The sequence below is a fragment of the Corynebacterium sp. HMSC076D02 genome (genome assembly GCF_001813815.1).
GTDB lineage: Bacteria > Actinomycetota > Actinomycetes > Mycobacteriales > Mycobacteriaceae > Corynebacterium > Corynebacterium simulans.
Genome location: NZ_KV814078.1, coordinates 1 through 16,850 on the forward strand (window position 1 = coordinate 1; position 16,850 = coordinate 16,850).

At 57.1% G+C, this 16,850-nt stretch carries 16 protein-coding genes and 1 other RNA gene; 13 read left to right on the forward strand and 4 right to left on the reverse strand.

The annotated features are described in order from the left end of the window. Positions 1–93 precede the first annotated feature (93 nt). A complete protein-coding gene (locus HMPREF2935_RS10495; protein WP_070733143.1) occupies positions 94–1,269 on the reverse strand; it encodes an MFS transporter in 1,176 nt (391 codons plus the stop codon). Positions 1,270–1,522: 253 nt separating this feature from the next. Next, complete coding sequence (locus HMPREF2935_RS10500; RefSeq protein ID WP_070733144.1) at positions 1,523–1,819, reverse strand: hypothetical protein; 297 nt, start codon at positions 1,817–1,819, stop codon at positions 1,523–1,525. A 508-nt stretch (positions 1,820–2,327) separates the two neighbouring features. On the opposite strand from HMPREF2935_RS10500, the gene HMPREF2935_RS10505 reads away from it, so the two are divergent. Next, the gene (locus tag HMPREF2935_RS10505; RefSeq protein ID WP_062035645.1) at positions 2,328–3,527 is read left to right on the forward strand and encodes a S1 family peptidase; all 1,200 of its coding nucleotides are present in this window, start codon (positions 2,328–2,330) and stop codon (positions 3,525–3,527) included. 72 nt (positions 3,528–3,599) lie between these two features. Here HMPREF2935_RS10505 and hisN read toward each other — a convergent pair whose 3' ends face one another. Both hisN and HMPREF2935_RS10515 read right to left on the reverse strand, forming a co-directional pair. Further along, a complete protein-coding gene (gene hisN, locus HMPREF2935_RS10510; protein ID WP_061921103.1) occupies positions 3,600–4,385 on the reverse strand; it encodes a histidinol-phosphatase in 786 nt (261 codons plus the stop codon). After that, the gene (locus HMPREF2935_RS10515) at positions 4,378–5,205 is read right to left on the reverse strand and encodes an inositol monophosphatase family protein (RefSeq protein ID WP_070733146.1); all 828 of its coding nucleotides are present in this window, start codon (positions 5,203–5,205) and stop codon (positions 4,378–4,380) included. Before HMPREF2935_RS10515 ends, hisN begins: the two co-directional genes overlap by 8 nt. Positions 5,206–5,273: 68 nt before the next feature. On the opposite strand from HMPREF2935_RS10515, the gene prfB reads away from it, so the two are divergent. The 12 genes from prfB (at position 5,274) to HMPREF2935_RS10575 (ending at position 16,745) form a co-directional block, all read left to right on the forward strand. Continuing rightward, a complete protein-coding gene (gene prfB / locus HMPREF2935_RS10520; RefSeq protein WP_061921119.1) occupies positions 5,274–6,386 on the forward strand; it encodes a peptide chain release factor 2 in 1,113 nt (370 codons plus the stop codon). Between the two features lie 45 nt (positions 6,387–6,431). Next, positions 6,432–7,121: a cell division ATP-binding protein FtsE gene (gene ftsE / locus HMPREF2935_RS10525; protein ID WP_062041691.1), complete on the forward strand. Its 690-nt coding sequence runs from the start codon at positions 6,432–6,434 to the stop codon at positions 7,119–7,121. After that, on the forward strand, positions 7,122–8,024 hold the full coding sequence (ftsX, locus tag HMPREF2935_RS10530; RefSeq protein ID WP_070733148.1) for a permease-like cell division protein FtsX: 903 nt from the start codon (positions 7,122–7,124) through the stop codon (positions 8,022–8,024). A 24-nt stretch (positions 8,025–8,048) separates the two neighbouring features. Beyond that, positions 8,049–8,549, forward strand: coding sequence for an SsrA-binding protein SmpB (gene smpB / locus HMPREF2935_RS10535; protein WP_061921111.1), 501 nt, complete (start codon positions 8,049–8,051; stop codon positions 8,547–8,549). A gap of 27 nt (positions 8,550–8,576) precedes the next feature. Beyond that, positions 8,577–8,933 carry a DUF488 domain-containing protein gene (locus HMPREF2935_RS10540; protein ID WP_070432771.1) on the forward strand — a complete coding sequence of 119 codons (357 nt, stop codon included), beginning with the start codon at positions 8,577–8,579 and terminating at the stop codon, positions 8,931–8,933. A gap of 111 nt (positions 8,934–9,044) precedes the next feature. Continuing rightward, positions 9,045–9,423: a transfer-messenger RNA gene (gene ssrA / locus HMPREF2935_RS10545) on the forward strand. Between the two features lie 284 nt (positions 9,424–9,707). Continuing rightward, positions 9,708–11,336 carry an AbgT family transporter gene (locus HMPREF2935_RS10550; RefSeq protein WP_070733156.1) on the forward strand — a complete coding sequence of 543 codons (1,629 nt, stop codon included), beginning with the start codon at positions 9,708–9,710 and terminating at the stop codon, positions 11,334–11,336. Between the two features lies 1 nt (position 11,337). Beyond that, positions 11,338–12,723 (forward strand): M20 family metallopeptidase, encoded by a 1,386-nt coding sequence (locus HMPREF2935_RS10555; RefSeq protein WP_070733150.1) that lies wholly within the window; start codon positions 11,338–11,340, stop codon positions 12,721–12,723. A gap of 149 nt (positions 12,724–12,872) precedes the next feature. Beyond that, positions 12,873–13,886: a siderophore ABC transporter substrate-binding protein gene (locus HMPREF2935_RS10560; protein ID WP_062035635.1), complete on the forward strand. Its 1,014-nt coding sequence runs from the start codon at positions 12,873–12,875 to the stop codon at positions 13,884–13,886. Positions 13,887–13,955: 69 nt separating this feature from the next. After that, positions 13,956–14,960: an ABC transporter permease gene (locus HMPREF2935_RS10565; RefSeq protein WP_070733152.1), complete on the forward strand. Its 1,005-nt coding sequence runs from the start codon at positions 13,956–13,958 to the stop codon at positions 14,958–14,960. Next, complete coding sequence (locus HMPREF2935_RS10570) at positions 14,950–15,993, forward strand: iron chelate uptake ABC transporter family permease subunit (protein WP_061926070.1); 1,044 nt, start codon at positions 14,950–14,952, stop codon at positions 15,991–15,993. Before HMPREF2935_RS10565 ends, HMPREF2935_RS10570 begins: the two co-directional genes overlap by 11 nt. Beyond that, a complete protein-coding gene (locus tag HMPREF2935_RS10575; protein WP_070733154.1) occupies positions 15,990–16,745 on the forward strand; it encodes an iron ABC transporter ATP-binding protein in 756 nt (251 codons plus the stop codon). The genes HMPREF2935_RS10570 and HMPREF2935_RS10575 overlap by 4 nt, the downstream gene beginning before the upstream one ends. Positions 16,746–16,850 lie beyond the last annotated feature (105 nt).

A 16,850-nucleotide genomic window follows, 5' to 3' on the forward strand; every position in this document is an offset into this window, starting at 1 on the left:
CAACACCCCTACCAACAAGCCGCTCTCAGCACTCACCCGTGTACATTGTGCCGTCTAAAACAAAGACATATTCCACGATTACCCCCCTTAAGCTTATGTCGGTTTCAGACTGGTCAGTATCGTCAAGAGAAGGAATGCAGATAGCGATACAATTCCAAAGAACACCGCAACCCAAATAAAGCCAACTGAGCCCAACAATGCTCCTGCAAGAATAGATCCGATAATCATTCCCAGCGGAGGCATCGATTCAGCACGACCCCGCGCAACTAGATGAGTCCTTCCATATTGGTTTACCGCAACAATATTTGATGCCGCAGTAAACGAAAAAGCCCAAAGGACTCCCGCAATCACCATCAAGATCGCTAGTTCAAGATTATTTTCTTTTTCATCCTTGAGAAGAAGTTCAGCACACACTGCAGACAAACCGCCCAGCCCCAAGGACCAAATCGCAACCTTCTGCGCTGAAAACTGGTTGATAAGATAGGGAACCACCAATATCGGAAGGTACATGGCAACCATATGTAACTGCGACAAATCAGAAATTTCGGAGCTGCTTAGCCCCTGTCGCTGAGCTTCTAAGGGAATTGCTGTCATTAAAAGGGTCATAGTTACATAACTGAAGAACCCCAATACGCCACCAAGATAAAGAGTCGAACGATCACCCGAGCGATCATCCTTGGATGTTCGTGCAAGCATCGTTTCAATGGTTTGGGGTAGAGCCAGCGAGGCGAAAAAGACCAGTATCCCTAGACCAATTACAACCCGATACGCCTTGTAGAAATCGCTTGGGGATTCGGCCACGATACCAGCAACCCAAGGACCGAAAATCGACCCAACGACTCCGCTCAAGAGAACGAGACTCGTATCCCAGGGACTTGGCTGGGGCGCGAAATCTTTCACCAAAATTCGATGAAAATTTGCGAGCCCCATAAAGATACCGACGAGCAGTATTCCACCGTAAAATAGCCAGATTTGTTGCTTTTGCATTGCAAAAGATGTTGCCATTCCTGACAAAATACAAGTTGTACCCGCAATTAGATATACCATTCGAGGCCCGAGCCTTTTAATCAATGGCATTCCAAGTCGAGCGGCAATTATGATACCCAAGGCTATTAAAACATAGGTCATCGTGCCGCCTAACGCTGTCCTAGTCAATTCTTGACCAGAGCGTACCGAAATCGTCAGATCGATACCCGCGACTGACAGGGAAAGCGCGTATAACAAGCTGAACCGAAAGGTATTAAAATTTATTGCTTGTTTTAATTTCATAATTCACTTACTGCGTTAGCGGTCCGCAATCTTTGTATCCAAATACAGATCTGTCACATCGGAGTCCGGGATGTATCGCTGAACACTATCTCTACCGACTACATTAATTTCAGGCTCAATACGCGTAACTATGCCTCCAGGTACGTCCAAAGGCAAAGACCCCGCCACCACGGACTGGTAATCCTTAATGTGGTGAGCGGAGTCCTCAACGTTGCTATTACAACAGTGAAGCTTGTTGGGGGCTGCGTTTCTTTCAAGAGAAGTTTGCGTAAGGAACGATAGTTGTTATCCATAAGGTGGATGAAATGGAAAAAGAAAGAATTAGTGCAACTATAAATGCTTTCCATGAACAGTTACTGATGTAGCGGTCTTTCTTCACCAGGAAAATGAAGAAAAGTATGATACCGCACGCAAGCAGGAGCGCCAGTGGTAATCCATAGAGCACAAAAGGAATGGGGAGCGTTGTGGATAATAGTATTCCACCGTAGAGTGCTACTATTCCGCAGACGATTCCCATCACGGTTTCTAATAATGGAAGTTTGTCTTTCATGTCAGGCCTTCTTCAGTATTTTTAGCTCTCCATTGTTTGCTTTGTCATGGCAATCATTAATTGCCTCTTGCTCGTCTCCTTCATCTCGGAGGCCTACATCGCGGCCAATTGCGTTGTTCGTTTGGTCCATGTCCCCGGCTTCTGGCGTCCCAGGGTGATCAGTTTAATGAGCGTCGGCAACCTGAGTAGCGAAGTCTGCGTTTGATCGGATGGTTGTTAACGCCTGCCAGATGTAATGGCGGTCTGCATCTTGGATGGGCCTGGCCCCTGTTAGCTAGACACCTGATATCCAGCCCGGTTGGGTTGGGGCCAGGCCCCTTTGACGTTTTGCAAAGAAAACCTAGTACAGCGGCCATTTTTAGGTAAGGCAAAGATTTTGGGTACACCCGCAAACTGTGTAAACGATAACGGGTTGGAAACAGATGCAAATTAGAGCTTCGTAATACCTACCCGCGTGAAATGATGATCCTTGCTAGACCAATAGCAAGAGAGATAGAGGGATTTGTTCATGCTTCACATTCCGCACCTAAAGAAAGTCATCGTGGGCTCGGCTTTCGCAGGTGCGTTTTTCTTTGCGAGCCCCACCGCAGGCGCCCAAGAACTGCCTGCTGCCGAGCCATTCGACCCAGCTGCCGCCGCGCATGCCGTGGTTAATCATGTCAATGATGAGTTTGCTCGCTTCGGCGCGCAATCTGGTTTAAGTGACATGCTGCAGACGCAGCAGCCTGCTGCGCAGACCCAGGCACAAGTGCAGGGCCAAGTTCAGAACCAAATTCAGGCACAGAATAAAGCGCTGAATTCGGCCGTCAACGATGCAGTGTCCCAGGCCCAGAACGCAGTGCAGCCGGTCATCGAACAAGCGAATGCGGATAGCCAGCAGTACGCGCAACCGCTGACCAACCCGAACCCGGTCGGCATGATTGAGCAGGCAACGCAGCCAGCTTTTAAGCCACAGGGCACGGACCCGAACTACGTCTGGAAGAACGATGCTTTCTCCAAGGCGGCAGCCGCTAAGCCCTTCGATGACTACGTGTTGCATCGCGTACCTGGTTCCTACTTCGACGCACCGCGCGTACCTGAAGAATCCAATGCGGCGTTGACGCGTGGAAAATCCTTGTACGGCCCGGGTACGCCGCTGTATGTTCGTCAGGACACCATGTGCACCTTGACCGCAGCAGGCACCGACGCAGCCGGCCGCAAGGTAGGCATCACCGCGGGACACTGCGGCAACGTCGGTGACCCAGTTTCTTCCGCCGATTCCTGGCAGGTTGGCCCAACCGGCACCATTGCCTCCAGGAACGATTACCTGGACTACTCGGTCATCGAGTTCGGCTCCAAGGCTGAGGTAACCCGCAACTACAATGGCGTGCATGCCACGGAGGTTGGCGGCAATGTCAAGCCGGGCGCTGTCACCTGCAAGACTGGCGTCGCAACCGGCACTACCTGTGGCATGACCTACCAGCAGGCCAAGGAAGTCCAGATCAACCAGGTCTGCGCCATGGAAGGTGATTCCGGCGCACCGGTTATGTACAAGGGTCGCATCATCGGTGCAATCTCCCGCGGTCTTATCCCGGGTCTGCCTGATTGTCGCACCCCGCTGCAGGGCGCTCTGCACGATCCGACCGTAGCGATGAACATGGACGCAATCCTTGCGGACATGAACCGCCGCGGTGGGGTAGGAGCAGGCTTTACGCTCCCGCAGAACTAATCTCTCCCACAAACGGCTACATGCCCCGTGCTTGAAGCGCGGGGCATGTAGCCGTTTTAGTGATTGTTTTGTCTATTGCAGTTTCAGCGCTTCCAGCGCTGCCGTATGCAGCAGGCCGTTGCTAGCCACCGAAGAGCCGTGGTGCGGGCCGGCCTCACCGTTGAGGCCGGTGAACTTGCCGCCTGCCTCGGTTACCAGCAAAGACGGCGCTGCAAGATCCCAGAGGGAGACCTCAGGCTCAGCCGCAATGTCGACTGCGCCTTCTGCCACCAAGCAGTAGTTCCAGAAGTCGCCATAGCCGCGCAGACGCCAAGTCTTTTCGGAGAGCTCCACGAAGCAATCACGCAAACCGCGCTTAGCCCAGCCTGCCAACGAGCCCATGGCCAGAGAGGCATTTTCGAGCTGGTCAATCTGCGAGACGTGCAGACGCTTTGGCTCGCCGCCGAATACGCGGTAGGCGCCGCCGCCCTTGGCGGCGTACCAGCGACGTCGCAAAGCAGGCGCGGAAATCACCGAAACCACAGGCTCACCGTCTTCCAAAAGAGCAATCAGCGTGGCCCATACCGGCACGCCGCGCACGAAGTTCTTGGTGCCATCGATTGGATCGATGACCCACTGGCGGCCCTTGAAGGTGGGGGTGCCGCCGAATTCCTCACCTAAGACTTCGTCGCGCGGGCGGGAGCGCTTGAGAGCCTCACGAATCTGCTTCTCGCAAGCCAAGTCAGCGTCAGAAACCGGGGACATATCCGGCTTGTCCTTGACCGAAAGATCGGAAGCCTCAAAGCGGTGCATCGTGATGACATCCGCGTGACCTGCCAGCTCGAGCGCGAGGCCTAAGTCTTCTTTGAACTTACCCACGGAGCCATGCCTCCATTTGATCGACAACCTGTTTATTACCAGCGATGCACCATTCCACACCGCCTGCTTCTACCTTGCGGGCGGCGCCACCTGCGGCCTCCACCAGCGCTTTGCCCGGGAACCAATCCCAGTCCGCGACGCTGTGCTGCATCCAAGCACCCCAGGTGCCGTCGGCAACGCTGGAGAGGTCCACGGAACCGGCGCCGAGCATGCGAACTGTAGCAAAGTGCTCGGACACACGCTGCCAGGCCGCGCGGATTTCTGGGTCCTGAATGGATGTAGGGTGCAGGTAGGTTGCCATGCTGGTTTCATTTGCCGGTTTATCCTGCAGCTTGGCGACGTCCTTTCCATCACGGGAAGTAGGAAAGTCACGGCCGCCGAACCAGGTGTAGCCCATGGCGGGGCGGTGCACTGCGCCCATGATGACGCCCTCGGCGTCGGTAAGCGCGAGCACCGAGCACCAGTAATCCGAGCCAGATGCGAAGTTATAGGTACCGTCTACTGGGTCGATGACCCAGTTGCGTCCCGAGGTGGAAGGGCGGGTAGCGCCCTCCTCTCCGAGGATGCCGTCCTCGGGGCGCACCACCTCGAGCACGCCGGCAACGAAGCGCTCGGTGGCGCGGTCTGCATCGGTGACGACATCAGAAATGGAGGTCTTCTGATCGACGTCAATGCCCTGCTCACGCATGCGCCATGCTAGGCGGCCTGCGTTGTAAACGAGTGCCTGCGCAAGGTGTGCGTCGGTGTCATCTACGTGAGCTACCAGAAAGGTTTTGGTGATCGCGTCGATCATCTCATTCAAGCTCGGCTGTTGAGTCATGGAGCTATTGTCCCGCTAAATGCGGCCGATGGCTAATTGTGTGTGCTGCGCAGGTAGACTTGGGCGCTATGCGTCCCGAACAATCAGCCCGTCTTGCCGAATTGGATTCCACCCTTACGACCATTGAAAAGGTCATGGATCCTGCAGCTTTAGCTGAGCAGGTTCGTGAGCTCGAGGCTCAGGCTGGTGACCCCTCTTTGTGGGATGATCCGGCCCACGCGCAGCAGGTGACTTCCGCGCTTTCGGCCGCGCAGGCCAAGATTCGCAAGCTGGAATCGCTGCGTTCTCGCGTGGACGATATGCCGGTTATGTACGAGTTGGCGGAGGAAGAGGGGGACACCTCGCTTGCCGACGACGAGCTAGACGAGCTGGGCACCCTCATCGAGGCGCTGGAAGTGACCACGATGCTTTCGGGCGAGTATGACCCGCGCGAGGCCGTTATTAACATCCGTTCCGGTGCAGGTGGCGTGGATGCGGCGGACTGGGCTGAGATGCTCATGCGTATGTACGTGCGCTGGGCGGAAAAGAATGGCCATAAGGTGGATGTCTACGACATTTCTTATGCAGAGGAGGCGGGCATCAAGTCGGCCACCTTCGTGGTGCACGGCGAGTACATGTACGGCCAGCTTTCTGTAGAACAGGGCGCCCACCGTTTGGTCCGCATCTCGCCCTTCGATAATCAGGGTCGGCGCCAGACCTCCTTCGCTGAGGTGGAGGTGCTGCCGGTGGTGGAGCAGACCGACCATATCGATATTCCGGATGCGGACGTGCGCGTCGATGTCTATCGCTCTTCGGGCCCTGGCGGCCAGTCAGTTAATACTACGGATTCCGCGGTGCGTCTGACGCACATTCCGACCGGCATCGTGGTGACCTGCCAGAATGAAAAATCCCAGATCCAGAACAAAGCCTCGGCGATGCGCGTGCTGCAGGCCAAGCTTTTGGAGCGCAAGCGTCAGGAAGAACAGGCGGAGATGGATGCGCTCGGCGCAGGCGGTAATGCCTCGTGGGGAAACCAAATGCGCTCGTATGTCCTGCATCCGTATCAGATGGTCAAGGACCTACGCACTAACTATGAGGTGGGCGATCCATCGAAGGTGCTCGACGGTGACCTGGATGGATTCTTGGAGGCCGGAATCCGCTGGCGTATGGCTGAGGCGCAGAAGGAAGAGCAGGAAAGTTAGGTTTTACACTTTCTGTTGTTAACTCATGTTGCTAATGTGGCTTGAGTGATCACCTTTGAAAATGTGTCCAAGGTTTATAAGACGTCGACAAGGCCCGCGCTTGACGACGTCTCGTTTCAGATCGATGACGGCGAATTCGTCTTCCTGATCGGGCCCTCCGGCTCCGGTAAGTCGACGTTCCTACAGCTGATGGTGCGTGAGACGAATGTTTCCTCCGGTGACATTCACTTCGGCGATTTCCACGTCAATGCGCTGAAAGGCCGCCAGATTAATCAGCTGCGCCAGTCCATCGGCTACGTCTTCCAAGACTTCCGCCTGCTGCCGAAGCTGAACGTCTACCAAAACGTGGCCTTCGCACTCGAGGTCATTGGAAAGAAGAAGTCCAAGATCGACAAAGCGGTCCCGGAAGTTCTGGAAATGGTGGGTTTGGGTTCCAAACAGCACCGCATGCCGCATGAGCTTTCCGGTGGTGAGCAGCAGCGCGTTGCCGTGGCGCGTGCCTTTGTTAACCGCCCCAAGTTGGTCCTTGCAGATGAGCCGACGGGCAACCTAGACCCGGGTACTGCCTCGGAGATTTTGGGATTGCTATCCCAGATCAACCGCCGCGGCACCACAGTCATCATGTCTACGCACAATGCACGTGCCGTCAATGATGCCCGCCAGCGCGTCCTCGAGCTGCACAACGGCAAGCTCGTTCGCGATGAAGACCACGCACTGTACGGAGAGGCTCTGTAAATGCAACTAGGACTAGTTTTACGCGAGGCTTTTAAGGGGCTCGGCCGCAACCTGACCATGACGGTGGCGATGGTTATCACGACCGCCATTTCCGTAGCGCTGGTCGTCGCCGGCGTGCTGGTGACCAACATGACCAACGACACCAAGGAGATCTACTTGGAGCGCGTGGAAGTCATGGTTCAGCTCAATGAGGACATCTCAGCAAACGATCCGGAATGTAGTTCTCCGGAATGCGCTGACTTGAAGAAGCAGCTGGAAAGCGACGACGACGTGGAATCGGTGACTTATCGTGACCGTCAGGCGTCCTACGACCGCTTCGTCGAGCTCTTCAAGGAGACCGATCCTGTGATGGTGGAGGAGACCTCTCCCGACGCGCTGCCAGCGGCCTTCCACGTCCGCTTGGTCGATCCCACGGATACCGCGCCAGTCGACGCCATCAAAGACAACCCGGCAGTCGGCGAAATCATTGACCAGCAAGAAGAAGTCCGCGGTGCCGCCCATAACTTGGACGCCATCCGCAATGCCACCTTCGTGCTCGCAGCCGTGATGGCAATCGCAGCTATCTTCCTGATCGCGAACATGGTTCAGATTGCTGCTTTCAACCGCTCCCGTGAGACCTCGATTATGCGTATGGTGGGTGCATCCCGCTGGATGACCCAGGCTCCGTTCGTGCTGGAAGCACTCCTCGGAACGCTGATCGGCGTCGTGCTCGCTGGTGTGGGCATCTCTGTGGGCAAGTCCGCGGTGGTTGATCCCTCGCTGAAGAATCTCTATGAATCGCAGCTTCTGGCACCGATTAAGAGCTCGGACATTTGGGTTGCTCTGCCTATCGTGGGCGTATTCGCACTGATCTTTGCTGCACTGACGGCGCAGATTACCCTGCGCGCTTATGTGCGCAAGTAAGCACCGCGTATAGTTGTAGAAATTATGGCGAAGAAGGCAAAGAAGAAAGCAGCGGTCGATAACAACACGACCCTAGCCACCAATCGCCGTGCCCGTCACGATTACAAGATTCTCGATACCCTCGAATGCGGCATGGTCCTGGTGGGAACCGAAATCAAGTCAATGCGTGAGGGCAAAATCTCGCTCGTCGATGCGTTCGCAACCATCGACGACGGCGAGGTTTATATCCGCAACCTCCACATCCCTGAGTACTCGCAGGGAACCTGGACAAACCACTCGCCAAAGCGCACCCGCAAGCTGCTGCTGCACCGCCGTGAGATTGACAAGCTAATGGGGCAGGTGCGTGATGGCAACAAGACTCTGGTGCCGCTCAAGGTCTATCTGAAAGATGGCCGCGCCAAGTGCGAGTTGGGCCTTGCCCAGGGTAAGCAGGACTACGACAAGCGGGAGGCCATCAAGCGCCGCGACCAAGACCGCGAAATCACCCGCGAACTGGGGCGCCGCATCAAGGGAATCAACGCCTAGGCGCCGCCACGACGTAGCCTGGGTACCATGATTCATACGGCAAAGGCACACGACGTCGTCAAGGGCGATGCAAAAGTAACCGGCAAGTCGGTGCTCGTGGACAGGCTCTGGCCGCGCGGGATAAGCAAGGATGACTTGGCGCCGGACTATTGGCTCAAAGACGTAGCTCCCAGCCCTGAGCTGCGCAAGTGGTGGAACCACGACGCGGATTCATTCGATGAGTTCTCCAAGCGTTATAAGTCTGAGCTTGACGCGAACGACGCCGAAGATATGGAAAACCTGCGCCGTCTCGCAGACAAGGGCGCAGTAACGCTTATCTTCGCCGCCAAGGACCGCGAGGTAAACCACGCTACAGTGCTCAAAGATTGGCTGGATGCGCAGTAGGGCAGCGATGAACCACATAGGGTTTATGCCGGGGACTTGAGCCCTAAGCCGGTGTTGGAGTAGCGTAGAGCAAACCGCAGAGAATTGCACATACCCGCTCTGTAGGTTAATGGGGTCGACTTGGTTTCGACTTCGTACATTGAGCCAGGGGAAGCGTGCCGGTGCAGGCTGGAGACCACCGTAAGCGTCGCAGCAACCAATAAACGCAGAGAAGAACTCTCAGCGTGACTACGCCCTCGCTGCCTAATTTCAGCGACGCGTGTCTGTCAGCCCAGGTTTAGTTCCTGACCTGGTTCCTGGCATCGACTAAGGAACTTGCCTTTCTGGTTTGTTGTTCGGCCGGAAGGGGACTTCTAGAGCAACTGGGCCCATCATCCGGAACGTGTTTGCCCGTGCCGGAGGGCCGAGTAGAGATCCTGTGCAAACTGCGCACGGAGAAGCCCTGGCGAGGTGACGAAGGACCCGGGTTCAATTCCCGGCGGCTCCACCGCTTGCCCCAGCTAAACGATGTTTAGCTGGGGCTTTTCTCATACCTGCGCTGTTAGCGCGGCGTCGCGAAGCCTGACCTGCATTCGAACCATCGAAGCGGCTCACAAGCGCCAGTTTGGCTGCATTCGATGGTTCGAATGCATGTTTCTTTCGTACGGAAATCAAAAGTTGGCAGTGGCAATTGGGCCAAGATTGAGATGTGCCTCACTTTTTCAATGTAGTGTATGTTACATTGCAAAGAATCTTCGATGAAGGAGGCCACCCATGCCTGTCGCAGATAAGACAATGCGTGCCCCTCAATCCGGTGCTAGCCCTGCAAAGGCTGCGAAGAGCAAGCCGGCCACGGGCGGTTGGCTCGATAAGTTTCTCAACGGCGTTGAATACGTAGGCAACAAGCTGCCAGAGCCGTTCACCATCTTCCTGATCCTGTTCCTCATCACCGGCGTTGCTTCTTCCATCATGGCGTGGATGGACATCAAGGTGCAGGTGCCTGGATCTGATGAAATCCAGCCCGTCAAGGGCTTGTTCACCGGCGAGGGCATGTCGTGGTTTACCACCACGATGGGCGAGAATTACATCAACTTCCCGCCGTTGGTTACGGTGCTGCCCATCATGCTGGCAGTCGGCGTGGCCGAGCGCTCCGGAATGCTCTCCGCCCTCATTCGCAAGCTCTTCGGCTCTGCGAAGCCATGGGTTTTGCCTTACGCGGTCGGCGTCATTGGCGTGACCGCATCGGTCATGGCTGACGCTGCCTTCGTTATCGTTCCGCCACTGGCGGCGATGGTGTTCAAGGCAGCCGGTCGCCACCCTGTCGCAGGCCTCATCGGTGGCTTCGCTGCCGTTGGCGCTGGCTACTCCACCGCACTGGTCCCAACCTCCTTGGATGCGCTGTTCGCAGGTATTACCACCGCGGTTATGGAGACCCTGCCGGGCATGGAGTTCTCTGACGTGAACGCAATGTCCAACTACTTCTTCAACGTGGCATCTTCCATCGTTCTCGGTGTCTTGGCCGGTTACATCACTGACCGCGTCATCGAGCCGCGCATGTGGAAGCAGGAAGTGCCTACGGAAGAGGACATCGATCCGGAAGAGGCCGCACACCGCGGCGACCGCGACGAAAACGGCGAGGAGCTCTCCGCAGAGCTTTCCCCGACTGAAAGCAAAGGCCTGGTGTGGTCTGTAGTTGCCACCGTCATCGTTACCGCGGCACTGTTGTTCGCCATTCTTCTGCCAGAATCCCCGTGGCGTAACGAGACCGGCGGCTTCCTGCCGAAGTCTCCGCTGATGAGCTCCATCGTTTTCATCGTCTTCCTGTACTTCCTCGTGCTCGGTGTGGTCTACGGCAAGGCCGTGGGCACCGTCAACGGCATCAAGGACGTCGTCGACATGATGATTGGCTCGCTGAAAGACATGTTGAGCTTCCTCATCCTGGCCTTCATCTTGGGCCAGTTCGTGGCGCTGTTTGCGTGGACCGGCATCGGTACTTTTACCGCGGTCAAGGGCGCGGCATTCCTGGAATCCATCGGTCTCACCGGCTTCGGCGCGGTCTTCGCGTTCATCGTCCTGGCCTCGTGCCTGAACCTGCTCATCATCTCCGGTTCTTCGATGTGGACCCTGATGGCGGCAGTGTTCGTTCCGATGTTCGCACTGCTGGGCTACGAGCCGGCCTTCATTCAGAGCGCTTTCCGTGTGGGTGACTCTGCAACTCAAATCATCACTCCGCTGAACCCGTACATGATCGTGATGCTAGGATTCCTGCAGCGCTACGAGCCGAAGGCAGGCCTGGGCACCCTGATGTCGCGCCTGATGCCATACGTGGTTCCGTTCTTCACCGCGTGGGCAATCCTGCTGGCCATCTGGTTCTACGCAGACCTACCGCTGGGTCCGGGCAACAACATTTTCATCGAGGGATAACGTGTGCGATAGCGACAATCACGCAAGAAACAATCCATCAACGGCATATTTGGAGGCCACGGAGCAGCTCATCGCGCAGCGCGTGGCGGCCGCCCAAGCAGCCAACGCGGGAGCACAAGCATCCCTGGCTGAGGCTTATGCGGGGCAGGACGTGCTGTGGAAGGCGGCGTCGGAAAGCGCTGACGCCAACCGCGAGCTTGCCGCCCACATCGTGCAGGATTTGCATGCTCACCCAGAGACGGCCTTCGAGGAGCACCGCTCGATGGGCATGCTTGCCGACGTCGTGGAGCAACGCGGTTTCCCCGTCCGACGCGGTGTTTACGGGGTGGAAACCGCTTTCGAGGCGGAGTGGAGGAGCCCGAATTTCGATGCGACATCTCATCCCACCGTGGCAATCATGGCCGAGTATGACGCGCTGCCCGGTATCGGGCACGGCTGTGGTCACAACGTTATCGCTGCCGCGGGCGTGGGCGGATTCCTGTCCGCGGTCGAGGCGCTGTGTAAGAACGGCGGCGTCGAGGGGCGCCTGCTGCTGCAAGGCACCCCGGCTGAGGAGGGGCATTCGGGCAAGGAGTACATGATCCGTGGTGGCAGCCTTCACTCCGTGGATGCAGCGATGATGATCCACGGCTTTGGCTATGACATCGGCTCGCACGCGTGGGTCGGGCGCCGCAGCGTCAACGTGCGCTTTCGCGGCGTGGCGGCGCACGCGAGTTCGCAACCTTTCATGGGGCGCAACGCCCTCGACGCCGCATCCTTGGCCTACCAGGGTATTGGCCTGATGCGTCAGCAGATGCCTCCGAGCGATCGCGTACACGCCATCATGGGCGGGGGAGCGCGACCTTCGGTGATTCCGCGTGAAGCCTCGATGCACATTTATGTGCGTTCCTTGGGCAACCAGACCCTCATGGATTTGTCCCAGCGCGTTAACGAAATCGTTGAGGGGGCTGCGCTAATGGCCGGCGTCCAGGTCGATGTCGAATGGGACGAGCACCCGATGACGCTGCCGGTGCGCAACAACGAGGCGCTGGTGGAGCGGTGGACGCGCACGCAAACGCTGCGCGGAAGGACGGCACTTCCCGCGGGAACCGTGCCGGAGACCCTTGCCGCGTCCACGGACTTCGGTAACGTCTCGCACCTTGTGCCGGGCATTCACCCGATGGTCAAGGTCTCTCCGTCCGACGTTGCCCTGCATACCGAGGACTTCGCTCGCTGGGCCGCAACGGATGCAGCTGTCAACGCCGCAGTGGACTCCGCAGCAGGCTTGGCCCAAGTAGCGATTGACTACTTGGCGGACACGAAAATGCGCGCGGCAGCGAATGCGGAGTTTGCCGAACAGGGCGCTGTTGCGGTGGCGGATCTCTTGGCGGAATCGTCCGCGGACTAGGCGCCGAGTAGGCTCGGAGTAGGTTTTCTTGCACAGTTCAACCTATATTTTATTGCATTTGTAGGCTTGCCTAACAAAAACTGCTTGAAAGGTAAGGCTTACATCAGTTAGGTTAGGCGAGTATTTGAAAACCTTTCGAAAAGGACATCATGACCGCCAAGATTCGTCGTTCTCTCGTCGCGTCCGTCGCAGCCCTGTCGATGGCTCTGACCGCTTGCTCTTCTGCAGAAGAGTCCACCTCCGGTTCTTCTGACACCTCCGCAGCGTCCTCCTCCGAGACCACGGAGATCACTCTCGAGGACAACTTCGGTGAGAAGAAGATTGCTGCCCCGGTTTCTGCCCCGGCCGTTACGGACAACCGCGCTTTCGAGATTCTTGCTGACTGGGATGTCAAGATTGCCGCCGCACCGCTGAAGCTGGTTCCTTCCACCGTGCGCGATGTCTACAACAAGGACACCGTCGCAGCTGACCTCGGTTCCCACCGCGAGCCGGATCTGGAATCTCTCGTCGCTGCGGAACCGGATGTGGTCTGGAACGGCCAGCGCTTCGAGCAGCACCAGGAAGACATCGAAAAGCTGGTGGAAGATGTCCCCGTGCTCGACTTTGAGCCGCGCGATGACAAGGACTTCTTCGAAGAACTCAAGCGCCACACCGAGGCACTGGGCCAGACCTTCGGACACGAAGAGGACGCAGCCAAGCTCATCGAGGACTTCGACGCAGCCGCAAAGCGCGCCAAGGAAGCTTATGATCCTTCCAAGAAGGTCATGGCAGTGAACACCTCCGGTGGCGAGATCGGCTACATCGCGCCGAAGATCGGCCGCACCTACGGCCCGGTTTTCGACCTCATCGGTATGACCCCGGCTCTTGAGGTTCCGGAAGGAACCGATGACCACGAGGGCGACGACATCTCCGTCGAGGCAATCGCTGAGTCCAACCCGGACTGGATCCTCGTCATGGACCGCGACGCAGCCGTCAGCAAGGAAGGCGAAGAACACGTTCCAGGCGACAAACTCGTTAACGAGAATGCTGCGCTGAAGAACGTGACCGCAGTCAAGGAAGGCAACGTCTACGTTGCCCCGGCTGATACCTACGTCAACGAGAGCATCATTACCTACACTGAGATTCTCAATGCTCTGGCTGACGCCTTTGAGAAGCAGTCCTAACCTGCACAAATAGAACCGAAACCGGAACGCCGTAAGGCTTTCCGGTTTTTGGTGTGAAAGAGATAAGTTTTGACTTCAGCAGAGAAAACCGCGGTTCAAGAAGCACCACCCGCGCGCCGTTCCAGCGGCAAGCTTTTCACTTGGAAGCTGTTGCTCGGCGTCGTGGCTGTAGCGGCGTTGCTCCTCCTTTCGCTCATGGTGGGGGAGTATTCGATCCTTGATCACGACGACGGCCGCGACATGTTTATGACCACGCGCATTCCGCGCACCATTGCCCTGGTGCTCGCAGGCGCGGCGATGGCGATGAGTGGATTGGTGATGCAGCTGCTCACCCAGAATCGCTTCGTTGAACCCACGACCACGGGTACCACGGAATGGGCAGGCCTCGGCCTTCTCTTTTCGATGATCGTGCTCCCGCACTCGTCGGTGCTTGGCCGCATGGTCATTTCTGTTGTGTTCTCTTTCATCGGCACGATGGTCTTTTTCGCTTTCTTGCGCCGAGTCACGTTGCGCTCCTCGCTCATCGTGCCGATCATCGGCATCATGCTGGGCGCCGTCGTCAGCGCGGTGTCCTCTTTCGTAGCACTGACCACCGGCAAACTGCAGCAGCTGGGTATCTGGTTCATGGGCTCGTTCACTTCTGTGTACGAGGGCCAGTACGAGGTGCTGTGGATCGTTTTGCTGGTGCTGCTCGCGGTGTTCTTCTACGCGGACAAACTCACGGTCGCAGGCTTGGGCGAAGAAATCGCCACCAACGTGGGCCTGAATTACAACCGAATGATCCTCATCGGCACCGGGCTCATCGCTGTGGCCACTGGCGTGGTCACCGTGGTCGTGGGCTCCCTGCCTTTTTTGGGGCTTATCGTTCCCAACGTGGTGAGCATGTTCCGCGGCGATGACCTGCGCTCAAACCTTCCTTGGGTATGCCTGCTCGGTATTGCCACGGTCACCTTGTGTGACCTCATCGGCCGAACCGTCATTTCTCCGTTTGAGCTGCCCGTATCCGTCATCTTGGGCGTAGTCGGCGCGGCCGTCTTCGTATTCCTGATTGTGAGGTCCACCCGTGAGCGTTAAGACAGAGCAGCGCACAGGCGACGTCGCCAAGCAGCGCTATGTGGGCTCCTTCCAGTCGGCCAAAGCAGCGCGCAAGTACTGGATCATCTTGGTGGCGCTCATCGTGGCGGGCGCGCTCTTCGCGTTTGGCCTGCTGGCGTATGACAACCCCATGGACTTCGGAACGCGTAAGTGGTGGCTCATCGCGCAACGCCGTGCCGACGCCGTGATCGCCATGGCTATCGTGGCTGCGTGCCAAGCCGTTGCGACCGTGGCCTTTCATACGGTCACCAACAACCGCATCCTGACCCCGTCCATCATGGGCTTTGAATCGCTCTACGCGGCGATTAATACTGCGACCATCTTCTTCCTAGGCGCCACGGGTCTCACGGAAGCCCGCAACATGGGCACCTTCCTGTTCCAGATGGCAGTGATGATTGTGCTCTCGCTCATCCTGTATTCGTGGCTGCTGACAAACCGCAGCAACAACATGCATGCGATGCTATTGGTCGGCGTGGTCATTGGTGGCGGACTTGGATCGCTGTCCACTCTGATGCAGCGCATGCTGACACCCAGCGAATTCGACGTGCTGACGGCACGACTGTTTGGCTCGGTCAACAATGCTGAGACTGAGTATTATCCCATCGCAATTCCGCTGGTGATTGCGGCGACGGCGTTGCTCTTCTTTAATTCCCGCCGCCTCAACGTGCTCTCGCTTGGTCGCGAGGCTGCCACCAACCTCGGCGTGAATCACAAGTTCAACGCGATCTTTACTCTGATCCTGGTATCAGTTCTCATGGCCACCACCACCTCGCTCGTAGGTCCCATGACCTTCCTCGGATTCTTGGTGGCAACCTTGGCCTACCAGTTCGCGGAAACCTACGACCACCGATACTTGTTCCCCATGGCCATCGCCACCGCCTTTGCTGTGCTCACGGGTGCGTACTTCCTCATGCAGCACGTCTTCTACGCGCAGGGCGTTGTATCCATCATCATTGAACTTGTCGGCGGCTCGGTATTCCTCATCGTCATTTTGCGAAAGGGCAGACTGTGATCACACTCAATAACGTTGCGAAGACCTATTCCCACGAGACGAACATTGGCCCAGTCTCCCTCGACATTCCGGCCGGCGGTATCACCGCGCTTGTGGGGCCCAACGGTGCCGGCAAGTCCACGCTGCTGACGATGGTGGGGCGTTTGCTCGATATCGACGAAGGCACCATTGAGGTCGCTGGATTGGACATCGCCTCTACCAAGTCCCAGGACTTGGCCAAGATTTTGTCGATCCTGCGGCAGGAGAACCACTTCATCACGAAGCTGACGGTGCGTCAGCTCGTGGGGTTTGGCCGCTTCCCGTACTCGCATGGCCGCCTGACGGCTGAGGACGAGGAGATCATCTCCAAGTACATTGACTTCCTTCACCTCAGCGATTTGGAGGACCGCTACCTGGATCAGCTCTCGGGCGGCCAGCGTCAGCGCGCGTATGTGGCGATGGTCCTGTGTCAGGAGACTGATTACGTTTTGCTGGACGAGCCGCTCAACAACCTTGATATCGCGCACTCCGTGGAAATGATGAAGCACCTCAAGGAGGCCGCGCAGAACTTCGGGCGCACGATCATCATCGTCTTGCATGACATCAACTTCGCTGCTCGCTACGCCGATCACATCTGTGCGGTGAAGAATGGGGAAGTGGTGGCCTTCGGTAATCCGAAGGAGGTCATGCGCGACGAGGTGCTGACCCCAATCTTCAATACGCCCATCAAAGTTATCGACGGCCCAGATGGATTGTTGGCCTGCTATCACTAACTGCTTGACGACGTCGCCCCCTCTGGGCGTTGCTTGATACGCCAGGTTTGTCTCCGTAATGGTGGATTTACCTGGCGATTTGTGTTGTTTGTGGGGTGGGGGCTA